This is a genomic window from Aquimarina litoralis, assembly GCF_019295435.1.
GTDB classification, from domain to species: Bacteria; Bacteroidota; Bacteroidia; order Flavobacteriales; family Flavobacteriaceae; genus Aquimarina; species Aquimarina litoralis_A.
Genome location: NZ_WEKL01000005.1, coordinates 82,189 through 107,503, shown reverse-complemented (window position 1 = coordinate 107,503; position 25,315 = coordinate 82,189). Strand labels below are relative to the sequence as shown.

Genomic DNA, 25,315 nt, shown 5'->3' with positions numbered 1-25,315 from the left:
CACCGAGAAGCTCCTTTTGTTTATGATATGTGTTAGGTTTTATTTTTCTGCCTTTTCGGCAAGCATATCTTGGTGTTCTTTTTCGGCAAGTGCTTCTCGATGTTCTTTTTCTGCTAAAAGTTTTTTCTGATAACGTCCTTGCACAATATCTACAATAACAAGTACAACAATTACAAAATAGAAGGTGGTTTTACTCATTTGGGTAATCTCATTATTAAAAATATGCAGATGCGCTAGATGGCCTCCTTCTGATAATAGCATAATTCCGACAATAAATAGTATAAACAATCCAAGGACTTCATACATTCTGTTTTTCTGAAGGAAATTCGAGACTTTATCAGCTAATACAATCATAAGAATACCACCAAGAATAATAGCAATAGACATTAAGATCAATTGAGGAACGTATTCCATATCACTTGTCAAAGCCATTGCACTTAAGATTGAATCGAACGAAAAAACCAAATTCATGATAACGATCCATAAAATCACTTTGTTTATAGACCCTTTTTTATCTTCACTTTCAGTTTGTTCATGTTCTTTTAATAGCATCATATGCCAAATCTCTTTTATAGCAGTGTATATAATGAATACGCCTCCTGCAAGCACAATAAGACTATGTACATTAAGATTAAATTCAAGAATGCCATTATCATGAAGGCTTAAAAACGGTTCTTGGAAGTATTGAATGAGCGACATTAAAACAAAAAGCAACACTATACGCAAGATAATAGCTAATCCTACTCCCATTTTTCTAACAAAACTCTGTTTTTCTGGGGGTGCTTTTTTAGATTCTAATGAAATATATAAAAGATTATCAAAGCCTAAAACAGCTTGAAGTAATACTAACATTAATAGTGTTACGAGACTTTCTACGGTAAATAATTGCTCCATATAAGTGATTTGATTGGTTTTTGTTTTTATCTATTGGTATGAGATTATGAAAAGTAGTTACAAATTAATGAGCTTCAAGCCAGTTGGTGCCTAAACCTAAATCCACATCTAAGGGAACTGCAAGTTTATATGCATTTTCCATTTCAGATTTAATTAAGGATTTAATGGTGTCTAATTCAGGTTTGTAAACATCAAAAACCAATTCATCATGCACTTGGAGTAACATTTTAGTTTTGTAATCACCTTCTTTTAGTTTTTTATGAATATTAATCATTGCTATTTTAATAATATCTGCAGCACTTCCTTGAATAGGAGCGTTTACTGCATTTCGTTCTGCGGCTCCTCTTACAACTGCATTTGCAGAATTAATATCTTTTAAATAACGACGTCTTCCTAATACGGTTTGTACATATCCATTTTCTCTTGCAAAATCCACTTGTTCGCTCATGTAATTTCGGAGTTTTGGATAGGTTTTATAATAAGTATCAATTAGTTCTTTAGCTTCGCTACGAGAAAGGTCTGTTTGATTACTTAATCCAAAGGCCGAAACACCATAGATAATACCAAAGTTTACTGTTTTTGCATTACTACGTTGTTCTCTGGTAACTTCTTCAATAGGAACGTTGAATACCTTGGCGGCTGTAGAGGCGTGAATATCTTCTCCACTTTTAAAAGCACTGATCATCGTCTCCTCTTCACTTAAAGCGGCAATAATTCGTAATTCTATTTGTGAATAATCGGCGGCTAACAAGGTGTATTCTTCATTACGCGGTACAAATGCTTTTCTTACCTGTCTCCCACGTTCTGTTCTTATTGGTATGTTCTGTAGATTTGGGTTGTTAGAACTTAGACGTCCTGTAGCCGCTACGGTTTGCATATAATCCGTATGAACTCTACCGGTTGTTTCATTAACCTGATTTGGTAACGCATCTACATAGGTGCTTTTAAGTTTAGATAATCCTCGAAAATCTAATATGTTTTGAATGATTTTATGATCTTTTGCTAAATAAGAAAGTACATCTTCTGCAGTAGAATATTGACCTGTTTTGGTTTTTTTGGGCTTATCAACCAATTTCATTTTTTCAAAAAGAACAATTCCTAATTGCTTTGGAGAGGCGATATTAAATTCTTCGCCAGCTTCTGTATAAATATTAGATTCTAAAGTTTTGATATCATTATCAAGTTCTTCTGATAAAGCTTGTAAAAACTCTTTGTCTAAATTAATACCTTCAATTTCCATATCCGCTAGTACGCGCAATAATGGAACTTCAATATCTTCAAATAGCGATAATATATTTGCTTCATTGAGTTCTGGAGTAAAGTGTTCTTTTAACTGATAAGTAATATCAGCATCTTCCACAGCGTATTCTGTTTGTTGTTCTTGAGGAACTTGTCTGAAAGACAGTTGATTTTTTCCTTTTTTGCCAATTAACTCTGTTATAGATACAGGAGTATAATTAAGGTATGTTTCGGAAAGCACATCCATGTTATGTCTCATATCTGGATTAATCAGATAATGTGCTAACATGGTGTCAAAAAGTTTACCTTTTACTTCAATGTCATATTTTGCTAAAACTTTAATATCATACTTCAGATTCTGACCAATTTTTACAATATGTTCGGCTTCAAAGAAAGGTCTAAAATTCTCAATTAATTCTTGTGCCTCATTTCTATCTTCAGGGAATGGGATATAGAATCCTTTTCCTGCTTCCCAGGAAAAAGCAATACCTACTAACTCTGCAGTAAGAGGATCTAAGCCAGTAGTTTCAGTATCGAAACAAACGCTATCTTGTTTTAATAGATTTTGCAAGAATAATTTCATAGCCATACCAGGAGCAATACTTTGATAAAAATGCTCCGTATTGGATATGTTTTTTCTAGAAGAAAAAGAATCTGAAGAAGATGTTTCTTCATTATTGCCAAATAATGAAAATTGCCCAGCACCAGCAGTTCCAGATGTTTTTTTGGCAGTTGTGGTGGTATTAGAAGTTTCCTCTGAAGGGAAGAAAATTTTAGTGAATTGATCCGTTAATCTTCTAAATTCTAACTCTGAAAATATTTCTTTTACTTTCTTTTCATCTGGAGTAGAAATTTCATAATCTTTCGCATCAAATGTAACATCGCAATCTAAAATGATAGTAGCTAATTTTTTAGAAAGCAGTCCTAATTCTTGGTTAGCTTCCACCTTCTCTTTCATTTTTCCTTTTAATTGGTCTATGTTTTCGAATAAGCCTTCCATCGATCCATAAGCAGCAATAAATTTTTTGGCTGTTTTATCTCCAACACCTGGTAATCCAGGAATGTTATCTACTGCATCACCCATCATACCCAAATAATCAATCACCTGTTCTGGACGTTCTACTTCAAATTTTTTCTGCACTTCAGGAATTCCCCATATCTCAATACCGTTACCCATTCGTGCAGGTCGGTACATGAAAATATTTTCAGAAACTAGTTGTGCATAATCTTTATCTGGTGTTACCATATATGTCTGGTATCCTTCTTTTTCAGCTTGTTTAGCAATAGTTCCTATAAGATCATCAGCTTCCACTCCCGCTTTTTCTATAATAGGGATGTGCATAGCCTTCAATATGTCTTGTATAATCGGGACAGCGATTTTTATCGCCTCAGGAGTTTCGTCTCTGTTTGCCTTATATTCTGGAAATATTTCCAAACGGTCTTTACTTCCTGCTTTATCAAAAGCTACTGCTATATGATCAGGCTTTTCTCTTTTAATAACATCAAATAGAGAATTTACAAACCCCATGATAGCAGAGGTATCTTGCCCTTTCGAATTAATTCTTGGGTTTTTTATTAAGGCATAATATCCACGAAAAATTAGTGCGTAAGCATCTAATAAAAAAAGACGTTTTTGTGACATAGTGAGAATTCTGTTTTAGGAACGCAAGATAAAAATAAGATTGATGAAAATGATTTCAAAATTGTACTAAATAAGAAATGCCGCCAATAAATGACGGCATTTCGCCCCAAAATAAAATTGATAACAATGTTATCAATTGCTATAAATACGATAGTAATTTTTTATAAATAAAATAGATTTTTTTTGTACATCCCCATGTTCCTACAGTGAAACGAAGGTACGAATAAAAATTATACATATGAAAGAAAATTCTAAGATTTATAATGTTAAGTATTGGGGATCATTTATAAACCTAATATTCTGTTATGATTTACTGATAAACAGTTAATTTTTACTTAAATATAATTGTGTTTGTTAAAAGGTAAGATAGTTTTGTTTGTTTACAATTTCTTTTTATTTATATGCGCTGGATTATACCTTTAATACTTTTTAGTTTAATTGAAATATATGCCTATCAAGTAATACGAACTCTTTCAAAGAATCAATGGATTCAAATTGTTTATTTATTGTTTTCTTTATTCGTTATCGGGTATGTGATTTATGTATTTGCTAATTATGATCGTAGTGTAGGACCTACAAAATATTCACTTAGGGCTAGCGGGTTATTATTGGTTACGTTGGTTCCCAAGTTGATTTTAGTATTGTTTATGTTCGGTGAAGATATTATTAGATTGTGTGTTGCTGGTTATACATATCTTACAAACACGTTTTTTGAAGGTAAAGCGACACAATATTTACCAGATCGAAGAAAATTTATCAGCCAATTGGCGTTGGGTGTTGCAGCGATTCCTTTTGTGGGCTTGGTGCACGGAATCTTTAGAGGGAAGTATAATTTTAAAGTAATCAGTCATGTGTTGTATTATGATGATTTACCAAAAGCTTTTGATGGATTTCGTTTAACTCAAATTTCGGACATACACTCCGGAAGTTTTGATGAGGTAGAAAAAATTGAATATGCTGTAGATTTGATTAATGAGCAGCAAACGGATTTATTAGTTTTTACTGGTGATATCGTCAATACAATGGCTAGTGAAATGGATGATTGGATTGATATTTTTAAAAAAATAAAAACGCCTAGTTATGGTAAATATTCGATTTTAGGAAATCATGATTATGGAGAGTATGTTACTTGGGAAACAGAAGCGGCTAAAGAAGCAAATTTTGAAGCTATAAAAGGAATACATTCTAAAATTAATTTTAATCTATTGCTGAATGATAATGCTTTTATAGAAAAAGATGGAGAGCGTATGGCTATAGTAGGTGTTGAGAATTGGGGGCATAATTTTAAAAAGGCAGGGGATTTAACGAAAGCATCCAATGGAGTTGCCAAAGAAGATTTCAAGATTTTATTAAGCCATGATCCTTCTCATTGGGAGTATGAAGTAAAAAAGCATGAACATCATTATCATCTTACGCTTAGTGGGCATACTCATGGATTTCAATTTGGGATTGAAGTCCCAGGATTTTTAAGATGGAGTCCGGTTCAATATGTTTATAAACAATGGGCTGGTATGTATAACGAAATGGGGCGTTATCTTAATGTGAATAGAGGATTTGGTTTTCATGCATTTCCCGGTAGAGTTGGTATTTGGCCAGAAATAACTGTAATTGAATTGAGAAAAGGAACGAAACCAGCTTAATTCGTAGAAAGTGTTATATTTACAATTAGATATCTGCTTTGTGCGTTAGTATTGAAGAGTTGGATAATAAAATTTATAAAACATGTCAAAGTTTGGAGATTTAATAGGTATTGAAGTTCCAGTTTTATTGGATTTTTATACAGAATGGAATGAGCCATCGGTTTCCATGCATCCGGTTTTAAAAGATGTTGCTGCTGCTCTTGGGGACAAAGCTAAAGTGATTAAAATAGATGTAGATAAAAATGAAGAACTTGCTACTGCTTTGAGGATAAAAGGTCTTCCTACATTAATGATTTACAAAGGTGGTGAGATGGTTTGGAGACAAAGCGGTGAACAAGATGCCAATACGCTTATTGGATTAATAAAGGAATATGTTTAAAGCTTAGTTAAAAGGCTTAAATTATTACTATATCTTATCCAGAATAAATCCTTTTTCTATAAAATGTGCCAATACCCTGGGTAATGTTTCTATAAGATTTTTTGAGGCTTTAATGCTGTCATGAAAAATGATAATACTTCCTTCTTTAGAATTCTTAGTCACTATTTTAAAACATTCTTCGGGAGTCATACTTTTCATCCAGTCTTTAGCTAAAATATCCCATAAAATAATCTGATATCCTAATCTTTTTAATTCAGTTAATTTCGATTTACTAAGTTGTCCATATGGGGGTCTGAAAAGTTTGTTTTCAAAGGGAAAATGTTTGGAAATCTCGTCTTCACAAAGCAATACATCCTCAATGTAATCCGAAAAGCTTGTTTTTCTTGCCTTTACATGATGCATTGTATGATTTCCTATACCATGGCCATTATGAATAATTTTTTTAAATACATCTGGATGTTTTCGAATGTTGTCACCAATGCAGAAAAAGGTGGCTTTAGCATTATATAGTTGTAATTGTTCTAATACAAATTCTGTTATTTCCGGAATAGGCCCATCATCAAAAGTCAAATATATTTTTTTTTCCTTTCGATTGTAAAAATCCCAAATATAATTGGGAAACAATAACTTAATATTGTTTGGTGTTTTACTGGGTATGATATTCAAAATAGGCTAAAAAAAAAAGAGCCTTTAAAAAAAGGCTCCATTAATATTATGAATTTGATAAATCTTCTAGAGTGTCTATTACTTTTTGACTATCCTGAAGCTCTTTCTGTAATTCTCTTTCCTCATTTTCTAAAACATCTTGATTGTCGTATTCTTCGTCTTCAGAATAAAGTTTTGTAAATAATCGTAAATATCGATTGAATTCTTCTGCTTTTTCTTCAATCATTTCACGGTCTTGATTAATGAGTAATAAATCAACTACACTACGATATCGTTCTACATTACTTACGATTTCGCTGGCATATTGGTATTGGTTTTCTAAAGTTAGGCTACCAAAATAAGTGAGTTGTTCTTGATACTTTTTAGCGATTTTATTCCATAACTCACGTGCTTTTTCTTTTTCTCCTACCTCATAATAACCGCTTACATATGGTTCTAATAAGGTGTAATACTCATAGAATTCAATTGGCATTTTTTCCATACCTAGATCCAAAATTTCTTTCGCCTTATCTTTTTTGTCTTCATTGATTAAAGCTTCTACCAGACGTGCTAAATTACTTCTATAGGTAATTGCATTTTTTCTGGTTTCTGGATCGTGATATATATTCGGATCTTCACTGTTACCCCAATCCCAGCTAGTTACATTATTGTACATTACATCGGTGTCGATACGACCTAAGTCATAAGGATTACGTTTATCAACTGGTGTTCTAATAGGTACTAGTTTATAGGTTACACCATCTAACTGCAAGTAGTCTTTCATCCATAAATAGTCATCATCTCCAAAACTTCCGCCAGTAAAGTAGATAGGTCTTTCCCAGTTATTATTTGCAATAATGTCTAACATCAATAGACGATTTTTGAATAATAGATCTCCTTTTAAGTGGATATCAATATAGGGTACAATTAAATCAGCATCTTTTTGTGATACGATTCCATTTTTAAGAACGGCTTCTTTGTTTACCGGAATTCGTATATGCTTTGTCGGGAACGTATTTACTTGTTTTCCATTTTGTAAATCTCCTTTCGTCCTTGGATCGTCAGTTTCTATCCATCGCATCCAGTTTTTAATAAGCATAGTGTCATTGGTAACTGGTTTGTAATAAATAGCATCATTATTACCGAAACGATAAAAATCGTGTGTTAACTGCGAAGGAATAGGCTTGCCATCATAGGCTGCTTTTTTCATTTGATCTATATACCAATCTGTAGCAAATAGACTTGTGTTTACAGTTCTAACATCTGTCCTGTATTCTTCAATATCTTGAGCATACCATAGTGCAAAAGTATCATTGTCTCCAATAGTAAATAAAATAGCATCTTTCTGACAAGATTGTAGATACATTTTAGCCATGGCTTGAGCAGTATATCTATTTGATCGATCATGATCATCCCAGTTCTGTGCAGCAAGCAAAATAGGTGCGGCAAGTAGACAGACTGCCGTTACAATAGGTGCAAGCAATTTTGGTTTCAAAGTATTTTTTAAAATATCAAATAAAGCATATACACCAAAACCAATCCATATGGCAAAAACATAAAAAGATCCTACTAGAGCATAATCACGTTCTCGAGGTTCAAAAGGTCTTTCATTAAGATATACCTTCAGCGCTAAACCTGTAAATAGGAAGAAAATTAGTAAAATCCAGAAATTTTTCTTGTCTTTCTGTGCTTGAAAAAAGAAGCCTAAAAGACCCAAAATCATCGGTAGGAAATAATAGGTGTTTCTGGCTTTGTTTTTAAGAGTGTCTGTAGGTAAATTATCTTGAGATCCTAAATGCCATTCGTCGATAAAATTAATTCCACTAAGCCAATTACCTTCTAAATTACCATATTTCCCTTGATTATCATCTTGTCTTCCAACAAAATTCCACATGAAATATCTCCAATACATATATCCAACTTGATATTCCAACATATAAAATACATTAGAAGCAAAAGAAGGTTTTTCTACATTCAAGTAATCGCCAAAAGAACGTAAAAATTTATTGTAGTCATCATTGTCCAGTTTTCCAACTGCATATTCTCTTCTAAATTGTGTAACAGCCTCTAGCAATTCTGATTCGTCCTGATATTCAGGTTTTATGGTAAAGCTAATAGGACCTGTAAAATCCATGTAATTGCCTATATGCTCTGTACTCCACATTCTTGGTAAAAATGCTTTGTGATCATCATCAATGTTCTGTCTGGCATTTTTCCAATCATTTACGATATCATATTTGCCCGTTTTTAGATTTTTTTCATATTTAGGTTTGTCATCTTCATAGGGATTGTCTTCATCCAATCCGGCATAGATTTCAGTAAATTGAGGTCCATAGAATAAATGAGTCTCAGGATATTGTTCGAGATTGTAATAAGCTAATAATTCACGAGCATTATTTGGGTTGTTTTCATTAATTACGGTTCCTGCGTTTGCTCTAATTGGTAACATGATCCAGCAAGAAAAACCAATAAAAATGAATAGCACGCATAAGACAGCAGAATTAATCAGAGGGAATTTTTTTGTTTTGGTATACTTTAGAATAAAGTAAAATGCAGCTCCAATTATCAAGCCTAAGAACACTGTCCCTGAATTGAATGGCATTCCGAAACTATTCACAAATGTTACCTCAAACCAACCGAATAATTTCAATGTTGATGGTAAAAGGAGTTTGAAAATAAATAATAATATGGCAACAACAAAGATGTTAGCTATAATAAAGTTTTTTACAGTTACCTTGTAGTTTTTAAAATAATAGAGTAATCCAATTGCAGGTATAGAAAGCAATCCCATGAAGTGAACTCCAAAGGATAACCCAGTAATAAATGCTATTAAAATCAACCAGCGATTTCCACGAGGTTGGTGCATATCTCGTTCCCATAATAATCCTAGATAGAACATAACAGATAGAATACAAGTTGCCATAGCATATACTTCTGCTTCTACCGCATTAAACCAAAAACTATCTGTAAATGCAAATGCTAAGGATCCAACTAAACCACTTCCAAGTGTAGCGAATGCTTTTCCATCAGTGAATTTTTCATCCTTAATTATTAACTTTTGTACCAATATGGTTATCGACCAAAACATAAATAGAATAGCAAAAGCACTAGCAAATGCAGAAGTCATGTTTACTACAAATGCAATCTGAGTAGGGTCGGATGCAAAAATAGAGGCAAAAGCTCCAATCATCTGAAATAAAGGTGCTCCTGGTGGATGTCCAACTTGTAATTTAGAAGAAGTTGCAATGTATTCACCGGCATCCCAAAAACTGGCTGTCGGCTCTACAGTTAGATAATAAACAAGAAGGGCAATGGTGAAAACTACCCATCCTAATATTTTATTCCACTTTTTAAAGTTGAATGTACTCATAAGATTGCTGTTATATAACGTGTGGCGAATTTAGTAATAAAAATACTTCTCTATTAGTTTTTTTAGCAAACGCTTAACAGAAGTTTATATTTTGATGATAGTACACGTAAATTGAACTTATTTTTTATTAAATGTGTGGATAATCGTATTTTTTTTAAAAAAATGTTTGCAGAGCCAAAAGAATGTTTTAAATTTGCACCCGCAATGACGCATTGGTCTATGGTGTAACTGGCAACACGTCTGGTTTTGGTCCAGAAGAGTCTAGGTTCGAGCCCTAGTAGACCAACATAAAAAGGAACTGAAATTTTCAGTTCCTTTTTTATTTTAAATCACTTTCTTGGTTATTGGTATTTTCAATTATATACACTTTTATTTTGCGGCATGCTTTAGTGAGATAAGGTAGAGTTATCTGAAAAAATAAAATCCGAATCCTAAAGATTATCTCTTCAGAATTCGGATTTTGTTAGATTTGGAATACAGATGTGTGAGCTTTAAAAAGTTTCTTCACAAGTGTATATCTGTGGACAATAAACATACTTTCTACAGTATAAGGGGCCTGTAACGGCTCCACTGCAAGAACATCCACAAAGTGATGGGTCTTCCGAAGCTGCTCCTTTAATTGCTTTTTGTCCTTCTTTAGAAAGGACACGAACACCTTCGATCGATAAAATTGAATTTTGCATAATACATATTGTTTTTGGTTATGCTCAAAACTATTATTTCCCCAATTGTTTTAATACACTGTTTTCAGGGATTGGGTGTTAATTTTATGTGAACAGTGAAATTTTAAATGCTTTGATGAAGAAAAATGATTTAAAATTTATCCGTTTTGTTTGGTCAAGATGATTGACTGATTTATAAAGGAAGCATAGGTGTTTATTTTATGTTTTAATTTATTTTTTAATGTCACGGCAGTTTTTTCTCTTAGAAATTTCTGCTTTTGTTTCCAGAAAGAATACCCTTTTTTCTTCATCTTTTTTGATTGGTTTTTAAGATGTAGCAGGAATCCTATAGTAATGGATATGTATAAAAATAAACAGCCAATTAATAGGAAACAGCGTAATAGTACTATAGTATTTTGGGAGTTTATGTTTTCTTGAAGTAGTAATATTGGTAGATCTAAGACATTGAATAATAACATTCCAATACCAATGAAAGCTGGTAATTTAATAGTTAATGTTATGGAGTCATCATAAATTTGGTCGAGAAAATACAAGAAAATAGCTGTTGTTATAAAGAAAAAATCTAATAAAATTGGAGGGATTTCTAATTTTTCTAAAAACGTTCCATTCGAAATTAGAGAAAAGCAATAAAAACTTAGATGGAAAAATATAAATACGCGAAGGATCTTCTTAAACCATGGAAGACGAATTTGTTGCTCAAAAAAATATAAATAGAACAAACCACTTATAATACCATAAATATTATATACCCAAATACTATTATCGAATAGTGCGTATTTTTTTAGGTTTTCTAGGAAATCAAATTGATCTATGTAATAAGGTAAATGTCCTATTGTGCTCTCCATAAAAAATGTAAACCATAAAAAATATGTAAGAAGTCGAATAGATTTGTTTGTAGAACATTTTACTATATAAATAGTTCCTGCAATCGAAGCAATAAGTTCTAAGATAACAATAGTTGTACTAAATAGCATTTAATAAGTTTTAGTTTTTAAAAATAAATCTATCTATTACCAATATCTAAAATGATCAGTATAAAAGATAAAAATAGGGATTTTTCCCCATAATAATAAGTATTTATACTTTGTGTGATAAGTTAAGTGCTATGCTATATTCGTGTAGTAATCCTCATAAATCATTTAATCTGGTAGCTGCCATTTGTTTTTTTTTGATTACAAGGCGGAATCTGAAAAGCCTTTAAAAAGAGTAGGAGTAATTATACCTATTAAAATCAATTTAATACAAATGGAGAAATCTAAATCAAATCTAGATCATTACATCCAACATTTAATGTCCGATAATCAAGCTCTAGAGCAATTTATTAAAAACCCGATCGCTTCTGAATCAAATTATGGTCTTACGAAAGCTGAACGAGCGGTACTTCGTAGAGTTGTGCAACATATGCCAGCTACTTCGAAGAGTGGATTTGGAGCAAGGACACAAATCTCTTACCGGCGTTCTTTAAGATTGTTACAAAATGTATTGCATAATGCAATATCCAAAACACATACAAATGTATTACGCGCAGACTCTGATGTTGAATCAAGTCAGGCAAAAACAGGAGTTAGTTCAAATGGAGGTGTGTTTCATATGTATGTGTATTACCCTAGTGGCGGTTCTGGTGAATATACCTGTAAGCAAAATAGTGATGTGAATGCTAATGGAGGTCCTTATGCGAATTATCGTTATTTTCAGATCGTGTTTGGATCCGGTTATACTACTGTACAAAGATTGTTATTAGGAGCATCTCAAGCTTTTCCAAATAATATAAGTTATGAAACTGTTTTAGGAGAAAATCAAAGACCTTATGTATCTGAAATGACAATTGACAGCAATGCTATTGAGGCAGACTTGAGTAATTCGTGTTACGATCTTAAGTCTAATCCTAATGCAGATTTTGTTTTTTGGTTTTACTCAATTAATGGAACACCAAATTATGGAGGTACTAATGGGAAAGAGGGGATGAGTTTTGCGGATTATTATCTTAACGATGGTGATACGGTATATTGGCAATTAATTGCTCCGGATCAGCAGTATGGCTTTCAGCCATGCTAAGCTGAATTGATCCGCAGTATGTAAATTATCAACCGTAATTGGGTGATGTTTTAACTCAATTACGGTTGTGTTTTATGTTAATTGTTTATGCTGTGTTTCTTTAAGTTTAACTTTTAAATCTTAAAAGTTAGTACGGGTCTTTTTGCGTGATTTACAACGTCTTCACCTAGACTTCCATTGATAAAGTGAGACAATCCTTTTCGTCCATGTGTGCTAATTCCAATGAGTCCTGCATTCACCGATTTTGCAAAATTTAATATACCTTTTTCTACGTTAATATCATTGTAAATATTCAAAGTGTAATTGTCAATTGGCAAATCAGAAATCATAAGATTCATCTTCTCTTCTGTTTCACTAGTCGTTTTAAAACTATTGGCGGTATTGATCCAAACTAAATGTAGTTTGGCTTGTAATTGTTTAGCGAATTGGTGTGCAGCTACTAGAGAAGGTTTGTCTTCATCGTCAAAATTAGTAGCATATACAAAATCTTGTACTTCAAAGATATTGCAATCTTCTTTGATAACAAGTACTGGTTTTTCAGATGTTCTAACTACTTTTTCTGCATTAGAGCCAATAAATAATTCTTCAAAGCCAGAGGAACCATGAGATCCCATAACGATAATATCAATATCATTTTTCTTGGTAGCGTCTATGATTCCATTCAAAACATCTTCAAAACTTACAGTCTCTATTACTTCAATTCCATCCAAGTAACTATTTTCTAAGACTTCTTCAAATTTTTTGTGAGTTTGTTTCATGAAAAAAACTGCTTCAGGTGCTGGCGCAGATGCTCCTGAGGACATTAAATCGGTTAGATGAACCGGCATTTCTAGAATATGTAATAGATAAATTTCGGAATTGTTTTTTTTCGCTAATTGTGCGGCTACTTTTAGTGCGCTTTCTGCTTGAGACGAAAAATCGGTCGGTACAAGGATTTTTTTAACCATGATGAAGCGTGTGTTTTATGTGAATCGAAAAATTGAATGTATTGCTGGTTAGGTTTTTACCAAAGGAAAACAATCAATTGTTGATTTTGTACTAGAATTTAAGGTATAGAGATGGCTATTTTGGTAAAAGCTTAACACTCAATTAAATTTACGAATAAATTCATTGTTGGATGGATTTTGAATCTAAGATATTATTATTATCTTTGCACCGTTGAAATTAAAAAACCAGGATGAGGGGACGAAAAGTCCCCTCTTTTTATCTACTTATGTCATTAAAAGATAAAGTTCAAAATTTATTAGAAGAAGCTTTAGAAGAAAGACCTTCTCTTTTTTTAATAGAGCAGAAAATACATCCAGATAATAGTATCGAAATTATTATTGATGGAGATGAGGGTGTTAAGGTGGAAGATTGTATCGCAATAAGTAGGGCTATAGAACACAATTTAGACCGAGAAGAGGAAGACTTTTCTTTGCAAGTGATGTCTGCTGGTGTTTCTGAAGGTTTGATAAATCAACGCCAGTATAAAAAGAATATTGGTAGAAAACTTAAAGTAAAAACAGAAGAGAACACTGTAGAAGGAGAGCTAATTTCTGTAACAGATGATAGTATAACACTGAAATGGAAGGCTAGAGAATCAAAACCAGTGGGTAAAGGAAAAATAACGGTAACAAAAGAAGCTTCTTTTTTATATAATGAAATAAAGGAAGCAAAAGTTATGATAACATTTTAATTACAATATTGATATGGAAAATATCGCATTAATCGAATCATTTTCAGAATTTAAAGATGACAAATTAATCGATCGTGTTACACTAATGGCGATCTTAGAAGATGTGTTTAGAAATGCATTAAAAAAGAAATTTGGTAGTGATGATAATTTCGATATCATTATAAATCCTGATAAGGGTGATTTAGAGATTTGGCGAAATCGAGTTGTAGTTGCAGATGGAGAGGTAGAAGATGGTAATCAGGAAATATCGCTTTCTGAAGCGCAAAAAATTGAACCTGATTTTGAAATCGGAGAAGATGTTTCTCAAGAAGTGAAATTAATAGATTTAGGAAGAAGATCAATTTTGGCATTACGTCAGAATCTGATTTCTAAAATTCATGAACATGATAATACTAATATCTATAAACAATTTAAAGAGTTAGAAGGAGAGATTTATACGGCAGAAGTCCATCATATTCGTCATAGAGCGATTATTTTGTTGGATGACGAAGGGAATGAGATTATCCTACCTAAAGATAGACAAATACCTTCTGATTTCTTTAGAAAAGGAGAAAATGTAAGAGGAGTAATAGAATCCGTAGAGCTAAAAGGTAATAAGCCAGCTATTATTATGTCAAGAACATCTCCGCTATTCCTAGAGAAATTGTTCGAATCTGAAATACCAGAAGTGTTTGATGGTTTAATAACTGTTAAGAAAGTAGTAAGGATTCCTGGAGAAAAGGCAAAAGTAGCTGTAGATTCTTATGATGATAGAATTGATCCTGTTGGAGCTTGTGTGGGTATGAAAGGATCTAGGATACATGGAATTGTTAGAGAATTGGGGAATGAAAATATTGATGTAATTAATTACACTAATAATTTACAGCTGTTCATAACAAGAGCTTTAAGTCCAGCAAGAGTAACTTCTATCAAGTTAGATGAAGAAGGTTCAAGAGCTGAGGTAATGTTGAAGCCAGAAGAGGTTTCAAAGGCCATTGGACGTGGTGGGCATAATATTAGATTAGCAGGTCAATTGACTGGTTTTGAGATCGATGTGTTTAGAGAAGGTGTGGAAGAAGATGTGGAGTTATCAGAGTTTTCTGATGAAATCGATTCTTGGATTATTGAAGAGTTTGCAAAAATAGGATTGGATACTGCCAAGAGTATTTTGGAACAAGACATTAAGGATTTAGTAAAACGAACAGATCTCGAAGAAGAGACTGTTGGTGAAGTTATTAGAATATTAAAATCAGAATTTGAAGATTAATAACTTCAATTAATTTATATTTGAGCATAAAATAAAAGGCATTTATGGCTGAAGCAAAAACAATGAGATTAAATAAGGTATTACGCGAATTCAATATCTCGCTAGATCGGGCTGTTGACTTTTTGAGTTCAAAAGGTCACGAGATAGACTCGCGTCCTACCACTAAGATTTCTTCAGAGATCTATCAGCTTTTGTTTGATGAATTCCAAACAGATAAAAGTAAAAAGGTGGCTTCAAAAGAGGTTGGTGAGGAAAAAAGAAAAGAGAAAGAAGCGCTTCGAGTACAGATTGAAACGGAGCAGGAAGAAAAGCGCAAGCGTGCTGAAGCTCGTGAAGTTGTAAAAGCTAAAGCCCAATTAAGCGGTCCGAAACAAGTAGGAAAGATTGAATTGGATAAAAAAGAAAAAGCTGTTGAAAAGCCCGAAGAAAAAACAGTAACTGAGCCGCCAAAAGAAGAAAAGGTTGTGGAGGAGAAACCAAAACAACCAGAAGTTGTTTCTAATAGACCAGAGAAGAAAGGTATAAAGATTGCTAAAGTAGCTTCTATAGATTTAGAGCAAAGAAAAGCTTCAAAACCAGTAAAACAGCAAACTCCTAAGAAGGAAACTCCGGTGTCTCAGGAGCCTGAAACTCCAGCAGAACCGGTTAAGGTTGAAACGCAATATAAAAAATTAGATGGTCCGAATTTTACTGGACAAAAAATTGACTTAACTAAGTTTCAAAAACCACCAAAGAAAAAAGAGGATAAGTCAGATAAGTCTTCAGATGGAGATGCTAAAAAGCGTCGTAGAAGAATTAGTAAAGACGGTGGTGCTAAATCTGGTGGACCTGGAAATAGACAAGGAGGTAATCGTGGACCTGGAAACAGGCAAGGAGGTAATCGTGGACCTGGAAATAGAAATCATAAAGGGAAACGTCCTGCTATAGTAAAAGAGGAGCCAAGTGAAGAAGAAGTACAAAAGCAGGTAAGAGAAACTCTTGAAAAACTTCAAGGGAAGTCTAAAAAGTCTAAAGCGGCAAAATACCGTAGAGATAAGCGTGATCAGCACCGTCAGAAAGTGGAGGATGATGTGGCACAACAAGAACAAGAAAGTAAGGTTCTTAAGGTTACTGAATTTGTTACAGTATCCGAAGTTGCTACAATGATGGATGTGCCTACGACTCAAGTGATTTCTGCTTGTATGTCTTTAGGAATTATGGTGACTATGAATCAGCGTTTAGATGCAGAAACATTGTCTATAGTAGCGGATGAATTTGGATATGAGGTTGATTTTGTGACTTCTGATGTTGAAGATGCTATTGAAGAAATTGTAGATGCACCAGAAGATCTAGTGTTAAGAGCGCCTATCGTCACTGTAATGGGACATGTTGACCATGGTAAAACTTCTTTGTTAGATTATATCCGTGAAGAAAATGTAATCGCTGGCGAAAGTGGAGGGATTACACAGCATATTGGTGCTTATGGAGTTCAGTTAGAAAATGGTCAGAAGATTGCATTTTTAGATACTCCAGGTCACGAAGCATTTACTGCGATGCGTGCTCGTGGTGCTCAGGTTACAGATTTGGCAATTATAGTTATTGCTGCAGATGATGATGTGATGCCACAAACTAAGGAGGCGATCAGTCATGCGCAAGCTGCTGGTGTGCCAATAGTATTTGCTATCAATAAGGTTGATAGACCAGAGGCTAATCCTGATAAAATTAAAGAAAGACTGGCTTCAATGAATCTTTTAGTAGAAGATTGGGGTGGAAAAATCCAATCGCATGATATTTCTGCTAAAACAGGTCAAGGAGTTAAAGAGCTTTTAGAAAAAGTTCTTTTAGAAGCAGAGATTTTAGAGCTTAAGGCTAATCCAGATAGATTGGCTTCAGGAACTGTTGTTGAGGCATTTTTAGATAAAGGTAGAGGGTATGTTTCTACTATTCTTGTGCAGACAGGTACACTTCGAGTAGGTGACTATGTATTAGCTGGTAAGAATAGTGGTAAGGTGAAAGCAATGCAGGATGAACGTGGTAAGAACGTAAAAGAAGCGGGTCCTTCTACACCAGTATCTATACTAGGGCTTGATGGAGCTCCTCAGGCTGGAGATAAGTTTAGTGTTCTTGAAGATGAAAGAGAAGCGAAAGATATTGCTGCGAAAAGAGCACAATTGCATAGAGAACAATCTGTACGTACACAACGACATATTACTTTAGATGAAATTGGACGTCGTATTGCTCTTGGAGACTTTAAAGAATTAAATATTATCCTTAAGGGTGATGTGGATGGTTCAGTTGAAGCATTAACGGATTCTTTCCAGAAATTGTCTACCGAAGAGATCCATGTAAATATTATACATAAAGCAGTTGGTGCGATTACAGAAAGTGATGTATTGTTAGCATCTGCTTCTGATGCAATTATTATTGGATTTAATGTAAGACCTGCAGGTAATGCTCGTCAGGTTGCAGATAAAGAAGAAATTGATATCAGAACATATTCGATTATTTATGATGCTATCAATGATCTTAAAGATGCAATGGAAGGAATGTTGTCTCCAGTAATGAAAGAAGAAATTACAGGTACTGCAGAGATTAGAGAGACCTTTAAGATATCTAAGGTTGGTACTATTGCAGGTTGTATGGTGCAAACTGGAAAAATTATCCGAAATGCTGGAATCAGACTTATTAGAGAAGGTGTGGTTGTGTACACAGGAGAATTAGCATCGTTGAAACGATTTAAGGATGATGTGAAAGAAGTTTCTAAAGGGTATGATTGTGGATTGCAAATCAAAAATTATAATGATATAAAGATTGGCGATATTATCGAATCATTCCAAGAAGTTGCAGTGAAGAAAAAGTTATAGAATTTAATAATTATATAAGTAAAAAGCCTGATCATTTTGATCGGGCTTTTTGTTTGTTAGATCGTTATTGTGATTAATCTCTTCCTAATTTAAAAGGGAAAGCTGTTGGGAATTCTTTTTTAATTTCTTTTAGTGCTCTATCCATTTCTAATTTACTTCTGTAGTTACCTATCCATACCTTGTGGTTAGGAGTTTCGTAAACTATTTCTGAACTCCATTGTGGAAAAGCGGTTTCTGCTTTCTTTTGAACCTCATTCGCCTCTTTAAGATCACCAGTGAATAATTGTACTCGATAATTTTCACTCAAAACACCTTCTTTATCCATTTTTGTTTTAATGCTTAGGAGTTGATTTATTCTAGGATCTTGATTGATTGTGATCGTTGGTTCTGCAGGTGGAGCAATTTCTACGGTTGTAAAAACACTTGGATTGTCAGAATTTATTGTATCCTGAGCACTTAAAATTGTGATTCCTGTAAAACAAAAACCTAATGCTAAAAAGCTGCTTTTTTTGTTTAAAATTCTCATTACAAATAGATTTGATACAAAGGTAAAGTTTAATAACTCAAATTCCTTTAAAAATATTATTTAGAATTATTATAAATTAGCACTTAACAGTTCGCTAACATTTCGAAAATGGACTTATTGTAGTACTTTTGCTGTCGAATTAAACGGATGTGGTTTTTCCATCATTTTTTTTAAGAATAATGAAAAAACCATACCAAAATTAAGACGATAATTCTACTTAATAATATGAAACAGGTGAAATACCGAAATTCAGCCTCAAAACTCCTATTCCTAGGAACTGTTTTTTTATTCTCTTTAATGAATCCAGTTTTTGCTCAGGGAGAAGCAACAACTACTGAAGCTGCTGCTGTTGAATCTGCCGCTGGTGGAGATGTAGCGAAAGGAGAAGCTTTGTTTAAGTCGCTTTGTGCTGCTTGTCATAAACGATACAAAAAAATGACAGGTCCTGCGCTTTTTGGAGTTACTGAAAGACGAGACAAAGAGTGGTTGTATTCTTGGATCAAAAATAGTGCTGCGATGATCGCTTCTGGTGATGCAGATGCGGTTGCTTTGTTTGAAGAGTACAAGAGAACTCCAATGAATGCATTTCCGCAATTAACGAATACGGATATTGATAATATCTTGGCATATGTTTCTGTGCCTTATGTAAAGCCTACACCTCCTCCAGGTTTAGAGCCAGAGGGTCAAACAGGTGGTTCAGGTGTTTCTACAGAATTGATTCTTGGAGCACTAGTGTTGGTGTTCTTGATGTTAGTTGTTGTGCTATTTTTAGTGAACAAAACGTTGAGAAGTTTTGCAGAAGCAAATGGTGTTGAATTTGCTGAAGAAGAAGCTAGAACTCCAATATGGAAGGCTTTTGTACAGAATCAATTCTTAGTGCTTGTATCTGCAATATTTGTATTGCTAGCAAGTGGGTATTTTGTGTATGGATACTTTATGCAGGTAGGTGTTGATCAGGGGTATATGCCAATCCAACCAATTCATTATTCACATAAGATTCATGCAGGAGATAATAAAATAGAGTGTAAATACTGTCACTCATCAGCAAGAGTTTCGAAACACTCTGGAATTCCTTCATTGAATGTTTGTATGAACTGTCACAAATCAATTAGTGAGGTTGCAGAAACTACTGCGACAGCGGAGTATTCTAAAGAGTTTTATGATGGAGAGATCAAAAAACTATACAAAGCTGTTGGTTGGGATGAAGCTGCTCAAGAATATACAGGTAAAACAGAACCAGTAAAATGGGTTCGAATTCATAATCTTCCTGATTTTGCATATTTCAATCACTCACAACACGTAAGCGTGGCAGGTATTGAATGTCAGAAATGTCATGGGCCTGTAGAAGAGATGGAGATTATGTATCAACACGCTCCACTAACAATGGGATGGTGTATTAATTGTCATAGAGAAACGAATGTGAAGATGGAAGGGAATGAATATTATGATAAGATACACAAGGAGTTGTCTAAGAAGTATGGAGTGGATAAATTGACAGCTGCTCAGATGGGTGGGCTGGAATGTGGTAAGTGCCACTACTAATTAATGATTTATTCGTTAAAACGAAAAAATAAGTAAGAAGCTAATATCAATTATATGTCATCAAACAAGAAATACTGGAAAAGTGTTGAAGAGCTAAATGAAAATAGCTCTATTGTTGAGACGCTACAACAAAATGAATTCGTTCAGGAAATTCCAACGGATGAGTTTTTAGGAGATAAATCATCTCTGGAAAATTCTTCGACATCACGTCGTGATTTTCTTAAATATGTAGGTTTTAGTACAGCAGCTGCCTCTTTAGCAGCTTGTGAAGGCCCAGTGATTAAATCAATACCGTATGTAGTTCAGCCAGACAGAATAGTGCCTGGAGTAGCTAACTACTATGCAACAACAATTGCGGATGGTTTTGATTTTGCAAGTGTTTTAATTAAAACAAGAGAAGGTCGTCCAATTAAAGTAGAAAATAATAATCTAGCGACTTCAAATGGAGAAGCAAATGCAAGAGTGCATGCTTCTGTATTGTCTTTATATGATAGTTCTCGTTTACAAGGACCTAAGAAAGGTGCTGAAGATATTAGTTGGGAGCAACTTGATAAAGAAGTTGGAGCTAAATTAAATAGCCTTGGAGGTAAGAAAATTGTGTTGCTAACACAGACTTTTGCAAGCCCATCTACTTCAAAATTAATTTCCGAGTTCAAAGCAAAATATTCTAACGTTTCACAAGTAGTTTATGATTCGGTTTCTTATAGTGAAGCTTTAGATGCTTATGAAATGATGTATGGTGAAAGAGCTTTAGCGGATTACGATTTTTCAAAAGTAAATACTGTTGTTAGTGTTGCTGCGGATTTCCTTGGAGATTGGCAAGGTGGCGGTTATGATAGTGGTTATGCACAAGGTCGTATACCAAAGAATGGAAAAATGTCTAAGCATATTCAGTTCGAGGCAAATATGTCTCTTTCTGGTGCAAATGCAGATAAAAGAGTAAAAGCAACTCCAACACAGCAAAAGCAGGTGTTGGCTGCCTTATACAAATATGTAACAGGTGCTGGTGCTAAAGGAGCTTTAGATGCAGAATTGGATGCTGAAGTAGTAAAAGCTGCTAAGCAAATTCAGAAAGCTGGTAGTAATGCAGTAGTTGTTTCGGGTATTCAGGATGTGGATGCTCAACTATTGGTTCTAGCAATTAATAAGCACATCAGTAGTAAAGCTTTTAATGAAAATACACCTCGTAAGATACGTCAAGGTAATGCTAAGGCGGTAGCACAATTGGTGAAAGATATGAACGCAGGTCGCGTTGGAGCATTGTTGATTGCTGGTGTAAATCCAGCATATTCATTACCGAATGCAAGTGAATTTGAAGAGGGTCTTAAGAAAGTAGATCTTTCAGTTGCTTTTGGTATGCATAATGATAAAACTGCTTCGCAATGTACTTATGTTGCTACGACACCACATTACCTAGAGTCATGGGGAGATGTAGAGTTGAAGAAAGGAAACTATAGCTTAACACAACCTACAATTCGTCCTTTATTTGATACAAGACAATTTCAGGAAACCTTATTAAAGTGGACTGGAAACTCAGCTTCATACAATGATTATATAAAAGATGCTTGGACAGGCGTTCTTGGAGGAACTTCTTGGAGTCAAGCATTACATGATGGAGTGTTGGTAAAACCAGTATTGGCAAAGGAATCTTTAGAAGAAGCTATAAATACTCCAGAAGGAGAAGTTGTAGAAGAAGAAACTCCAGCAGGACCTAATGTAGGAGCTGCAGCTAGAAGATTAGCAACTGCAAAATCTAACGGTTTAGAGCTTACTTTATATACAAAAACAGCATTAGGTGACGGTCAGCAAGCAAATAATCCTTGGTTGCAAGAAATGCCGGATCCAATAACTAGAGCTTCATGGGATAACTATTTAACAGTATCAAGAGCAGATGCAGAGTCTTTAGGACTTATGAACGAGAATGTAGCGAATGGTGCTTTAAATGGTAGCTATGCAAAGGTTACTGTGAATGGTACTGAAGTTACTGCTCCAGTGATTATTCAGCCTGGTCAGGCAAAAGGTTCTGTAGGGTTAGCACTAGGATATGGTAAAAAAGCTGGGCTTAAAGAAGAAATGCAGGTTGGTGTAAATGCTTTTGCATTATATCAAAATCAGAACGCAGTACAGTCCGTAACTTTGGCAAAAGCTGAAGGTACTCATGAGTTTGCTTGTGTACAGTTGCACAACACACTAATGGGACGAGGCGATATTATAAAAGAAACTACTTTAGAGATTTTTAATACAAAGGATAAGCATGTATGGAATGCAGTTCCTGAAGTTAGTAAAAATCATATCGAATATGAAGTTACTTCACCTGAAGTAGACCTTTGGGATGAGTTTGATCGCTCTGTTGGGCATCATTTTAATTTATCCATTGATTTAAATGCGTGTACTGGATGTGGAGCTTGTGTGATTGCTTGTCATGCAGAGAATAACGTTCCAGTTGTAGGTAAATCAGAGATGCGTAGATCACGTGATATGCATTGGTTGCGTATTGATAGATATTATTCTTCAGAAGAAAGTTTTGAAGGTGATAACGCTAAAAAGAATGCAATTTCAGGATTAGGTAGTTCACTATCTGAGTTTGGTGAGATGGAAGTGCYTTCTGATAATCCAGAAGTAGCATTCCAACCGGTAATGTGTCAACATTGTAATCATGCTCCTTGTGAAACTGTTTGTCCAGTTGCAGCAACATCTCATGGTAGACAAGGTCAGAACCATATGGCATATAACCGTTGTGTAGGTACTAGATACTGTGCAAATAACTGTCCTTACAAAGTGAGAAGGTTTAACTGGTTCTTATATAACGAAAACGATGAGTTCGATTATCATATGAACAACGATCTAGGACGTATGGTGTTGAATCCTGATGTTACGGTTAGATCAAGAGGAGTTATGGAGAAATGTTCTATGTGTATCCAAATGACTCAGAAGACTATTCTTGATGCTAAGAGAGATGGTAGAGCTATTAAAGATGGAGAATTCCAAACAGCTTGTTCAGCTGCTTGTTCTTCTGGAGCTATGACATTTGGTGATATAAATGACAAGGATAGTAAAGTAGCTAAATTAAAAGAGGATAATAGAATGTATCATTTACTTGAGCATGTAGGTACAAAACCAAATGTTATGTATCAAACGAAAGTAAGAAATACTACAGAAGCCTAATTAACTAAATAAAGAATCAATTCAATTATAAAGGATTATGTCTCATTACGAAGCACCTATAAGAAAACCTTTAGTAACTGGCGATAAAACGTACCACGATGTAACTGTGGATGTGGCAGCACCAGTTGAAGGAAAAGCAAACAAATCTTGGTGGATTGTGTTTTCAATTGCCCTTGTTGCTTTCCTTTGGGGAATAGGTTGTATAATTTATACAATTTCCACAGGTATAGGAACCTGGGGACTAAATAAAACAGTTGGATGGGCCTGGGATATCACCAATTTCGTATGGTGGGTAGGTATCGGTCATGCAGGAACACTTATTTCCGCTGTACTATTATTATTCCGTCAGAAATGGAGAATGGCGATTAACAGATCTGCGGAAGCAATGACCATATTCTCGGTTATTCAGGCAGGTTTATTCCCAATTATTCACATGGGACGTCCTTGGCTAGCGTATTGGGTACTGCCAATTCCTAATCAGTTTGGTTCTTTATGGGTGAACTTTAACTCGCCACTTCTTTGGGATGTATTTGCGATCTCTACATATCTTTCAGTATCATTAGTATTCTGGTGGACAGGTTTATTACCAGATTTTGCAATGATTCGTGATAGAGCTATTACACCTTTTAATAAAAAGATATATGGAATACTATCCTTCGGATGGAGTGGTAGAGCAAAAGACTGGCAACGTTTTGAAGAAGTTTCATTAGTACTTGCAGGTTTAGCGACGCCATTAGTACTTTCCGTACATACTATTGTATCCTTTGACTTTGCTACATCCGTAATTCCTGGATGGCACACCACGATTTTCCCTCCTTACTTCGTTGCAGGAGCGATTTTCTCAGGATTTGCAATGGTAAATACACTTTTGATCATCATGAGAAAAGTGTCTAATCTAGAGAATTACATTACAATTCAGCACATAGAATTAATGAATATTGTAATTATGATTACAGGTTCTATAGTTGGTGTTGCATATATAACCGAGCTTTTTGTAGCATGGTACTCTGGAGTAGAATATGAGCAGTACGCTTTCTTAAATAGAGCAACAGGACCATACTGGTGGGCATATTGGGCGATGATGACTTGTAACGTATTCTCACCTCAGTTTATGTGGTTCCCTAAGCTTAGAAGAAGTATTATGTTCTCTTTTATCATTTCTATTGTTGTAAACATAGGAATGTGGTTCGAACGTTTTGTAATTATTGTTACTTCACTTCATAGAGATTATTTACCATCTTCTTGGACAATGTTCTCTCCTACATTTGTAGATATAGGAATATTTATAGGTACGATAGGATTCTTTTTCGTGTTGTTCTTATTGTATGCTCGTACTTTCCCTGTTATAGCGCAGGCAGAGGTGAAAACAATATTGAAATCTTCTGGTGAAAAATATAAGAAGTTAAGAGAGGCTGGTATCGATCATAGAGATGAACTTCCTAAAGTGGAGGCCAAAATTACTGCTGAAAAAGTGGAAGAAAAGGTTGAGGAAGTAAAAGAAGCTAGTCAAGAAGATATTGATAACCTTTTAGGAAACTTAGGAACTTTTGATGCGAGTACTCAAACTGCAGATGATCTTAAGAAAGTAAATGGTATCGGTCCAGTAATGGAGAAGAAGTTGAACGAAATCGGAATATTTACTTTTGATCAAGTAAGTAAGATGACAGAAACAGAATACAATTTATTAGATAGTATTACAGGTTCTTTCCCAGGAAGAGCGCAACGTGATGATTGGGCTGGACAAGCTGAAAAATTAAAAAACAATTAG

17 protein-coding genes and 1 tRNA gene are annotated in these 25,315 nt (G+C 34.3%); 10 read left to right on the top strand and 8 right to left on the bottom strand.

Annotated features, from left to right (window positions below):
* Positions 1–39: 39 nt before the first annotated feature.
* Complete coding sequence (locus GBO31_RS04230) at positions 40–894, bottom strand: TerC family protein (RefSeq protein WP_219007071.1); 855 nt, start codon at positions 892–894, stop codon at positions 40–42.
* 64 nt (positions 895–958) lie between these two features.
* Positions 959–3,775, bottom strand: coding sequence for a DNA polymerase I (gene polA / locus GBO31_RS04225; protein WP_219007070.1), 2,817 nt, complete (start codon positions 3,773–3,775; stop codon positions 959–961).
* 401 nt (positions 3,776–4,176) lie between these two features.
* Between polA and GBO31_RS04220 the strand changes: the two genes are divergently transcribed.
* Together GBO31_RS04220 and GBO31_RS04215 are read left to right on the top strand one after the other, a co-directional pair.
* Positions 4,177–5,415 carry a metallophosphoesterase gene (locus tag GBO31_RS04220; RefSeq protein WP_219007069.1) on the top strand — a complete coding sequence of 413 codons (1,239 nt, stop codon included), beginning with the start codon at positions 4,177–4,179 and terminating at the stop codon, positions 5,413–5,415.
* 82 nt (positions 5,416–5,497) lie between these two features.
* Positions 5,498–5,794, top strand: coding sequence for a thioredoxin family protein (locus GBO31_RS04215; RefSeq protein WP_219007068.1), 297 nt, complete (start codon positions 5,498–5,500; stop codon positions 5,792–5,794).
* A gap of 27 nt (positions 5,795–5,821) precedes the next feature.
* Here the strand turns inward: GBO31_RS04215 and GBO31_RS04210 are convergent, their stop codons facing one another.
* A complete protein-coding gene (locus GBO31_RS04210; RefSeq protein WP_343211287.1) occupies positions 5,822–6,418 on the bottom strand; it encodes a polysaccharide deacetylase family protein in 597 nt (198 codons plus the stop codon).
* 88 nt (positions 6,419–6,506) lie between these two features.
* Positions 6,507–9,809 carry a glycosyltransferase family 117 protein gene (locus GBO31_RS04205; protein ID WP_219007066.1) on the bottom strand — a complete coding sequence of 1,101 codons (3,303 nt, stop codon included), beginning with the start codon at positions 9,807–9,809 and terminating at the stop codon, positions 6,507–6,509.
* A gap of 213 nt (positions 9,810–10,022) precedes the next feature.
* Between GBO31_RS04205 and GBO31_RS04200 the strand changes: the two genes are divergently transcribed.
* Positions 10,023–10,095, top strand: a tRNA-Gln gene (locus GBO31_RS04200).
* 205 nt (positions 10,096–10,300) lie between these two features.
* Here the strand turns inward: GBO31_RS04200 and GBO31_RS04195 are convergent.
* Entirely contained in the window at positions 10,301–10,492 is a 192-nt protein-coding gene (locus GBO31_RS04195) for a hypothetical protein (protein ID WP_219007065.1), read from the bottom strand.
* Positions 10,493–10,629: 137 nt separating this feature from the next.
* Entirely contained in the window at positions 10,630–11,466 is an 837-nt protein-coding gene (locus tag GBO31_RS04190) for a hypothetical protein (RefSeq protein ID WP_219007064.1), read from the bottom strand.
* Between the two features lie 271 nt (positions 11,467–11,737).
* On the opposite strand from GBO31_RS04190, the gene GBO31_RS04185 reads away from it, so the two are divergent.
* Positions 11,738–12,547: a hypothetical protein gene (locus tag GBO31_RS04185; RefSeq protein ID WP_219007063.1), complete on the top strand. Its 810-nt coding sequence runs from the start codon at positions 11,738–11,740 to the stop codon at positions 12,545–12,547.
* 113 nt (positions 12,548–12,660) lie between these two features.
* Here GBO31_RS04185 and GBO31_RS04180 read toward each other — a convergent pair whose 3' ends face one another.
* Positions 12,661–13,494 (bottom strand): universal stress protein, encoded by an 834-nt coding sequence (locus tag GBO31_RS04180; RefSeq protein ID WP_219007062.1) that lies wholly within the window; start codon positions 13,492–13,494, stop codon positions 12,661–12,663.
* Between the two features lie 230 nt (positions 13,495–13,724).
* Here GBO31_RS04180 and rimP point away from each other — a divergent pair, with 230 nt between their 5' ends.
* The 3 genes from rimP to infB are packed head-to-tail and all read left to right on the top strand — an operon-like array spanning position 13,725 to position 18,314.
* Positions 13,725–14,225 (top strand): ribosome assembly cofactor RimP, encoded by a 501-nt coding sequence (gene rimP, locus GBO31_RS04175; RefSeq protein WP_246615762.1) that lies wholly within the window; start codon positions 13,725–13,727, stop codon positions 14,223–14,225.
* A gap of 13 nt (positions 14,226–14,238) precedes the next feature.
* Positions 14,239–15,471 carry a transcription termination factor NusA gene (gene nusA / locus GBO31_RS04170; protein ID WP_219007061.1) on the top strand — a complete coding sequence of 411 codons (1,233 nt, stop codon included), beginning with the start codon at positions 14,239–14,241 and terminating at the stop codon, positions 15,469–15,471.
* 44 nt (positions 15,472–15,515) lie between these two features.
* Positions 15,516–18,314, top strand: a complete 2,799-nt coding sequence (gene infB, locus GBO31_RS04165) for a translation initiation factor IF-2 (protein ID WP_219007060.1) — start codon at positions 15,516–15,518, stop codon at positions 18,312–18,314.
* Positions 18,315–18,387: 73 nt separating this feature from the next.
* On the opposite strand, the gene GBO31_RS04160 is transcribed toward infB, so the two are convergent.
* Positions 18,388–18,840, bottom strand: a complete 453-nt coding sequence (locus GBO31_RS04160; RefSeq protein WP_219007059.1) for an SPOR domain-containing protein — start codon at positions 18,838–18,840, stop codon at positions 18,388–18,390.
* 225 nt (positions 18,841–19,065) lie between these two features.
* Here GBO31_RS04160 and GBO31_RS04155 point away from each other — a divergent pair, with 225 nt between their 5' ends.
* Genes GBO31_RS04155 through nrfD form a run of 3 tightly spaced genes read left to right on the top strand, consistent with a single transcriptional unit; the run spans position 19,066 to position 25,315 of the window.
* Positions 19,066–20,382 carry a c-type cytochrome gene (locus GBO31_RS04155; RefSeq protein WP_219007058.1) on the top strand — a complete coding sequence of 439 codons (1,317 nt, stop codon included), beginning with the start codon at positions 19,066–19,068 and terminating at the stop codon, positions 20,380–20,382.
* Positions 20,383–20,436: 54 nt separating this feature from the next.
* Positions 20,437–23,547, top strand: coding sequence for a TAT-variant-translocated molybdopterin oxidoreductase (locus tag GBO31_RS04150; protein ID WP_219007057.1), 3,111 nt, complete (start codon positions 20,437–20,439; stop codon positions 23,545–23,547).
* A 34-nt stretch (positions 23,548–23,581) separates the two neighbouring features.
* Positions 23,582–25,315, top strand: a complete 1,734-nt coding sequence (nrfD, locus tag GBO31_RS04145) for an NrfD/PsrC family molybdoenzyme membrane anchor subunit (protein WP_219007119.1) — start codon at positions 23,582–23,584, stop codon at positions 25,313–25,315.

Coding starts and splice junctions, on each gene's coding strand:
- GBO31_RS04230 (WP_219007071.1), bottom strand. CDS start 894: ATGGAGCAATTATTTACCGTAGAAAGTCTCGTAACACTATTAATGTTA.
- polA (WP_219007070.1), bottom strand. CDS start 3,775: ATGTCACAAAAACGTCTTTTTTTATTAGATGCTTACGCACTAATTTTT.
- GBO31_RS04220 (WP_219007069.1), top strand. CDS start 4,177: ATGCGCTGGATTATACCTTTAATACTTTTTAGTTTAATTGAAATATAT.
- GBO31_RS04215 (WP_219007068.1), top strand. CDS start 5,498: ATGTCAAAGTTTGGAGATTTAATAGGTATTGAAGTTCCAGTTTTATTG.
- GBO31_RS04205 (WP_219007066.1), bottom strand. CDS start 9,809: ATGAGTACATTCAACTTTAAAAAGTGGAATAAAATATTAGGATGGGTA.
- GBO31_RS04195 (WP_219007065.1), bottom strand. CDS start 10,492: ATGCAAAATTCAATTTTATCGATCGAAGGTGTTCGTGTCCTTTCTAAA.
- GBO31_RS04190 (WP_219007064.1), bottom strand. CDS start 11,466: ATGCTATTTAGTACAACTATTGTTATCTTAGAACTTATTGCTTCGATT.
- GBO31_RS04185 (WP_219007063.1), top strand. CDS start 11,738: ATGGAGAAATCTAAATCAAATCTAGATCATTACATCCAACATTTAATG.
- GBO31_RS04180 (WP_219007062.1), bottom strand. CDS start 13,494: ATGGTTAAAAAAATCCTTGTACCGACCGATTTTTCGTCTCAAGCAGAA.
- rimP (WP_246615762.1), top strand. CDS start 13,725: ATGAGGGGACGAAAAGTCCCCTCTTTTTATCTACTTATGTCATTAAAA.
- nusA (WP_219007061.1), top strand. CDS start 14,239: ATGGAAAATATCGCATTAATCGAATCATTTTCAGAATTTAAAGATGAC.
- infB (WP_219007060.1), top strand. CDS start 15,516: ATGGCTGAAGCAAAAACAATGAGATTAAATAAGGTATTACGCGAATTC.
- GBO31_RS04160 (WP_219007059.1), bottom strand. CDS start 18,840: ATGAGAATTTTAAACAAAAAAAGCAGCTTTTTAGCATTAGGTTTTTGT.
- GBO31_RS04155 (WP_219007058.1), top strand. CDS start 19,066: ATGAAACAGGTGAAATACCGAAATTCAGCCTCAAAACTCCTATTCCTA.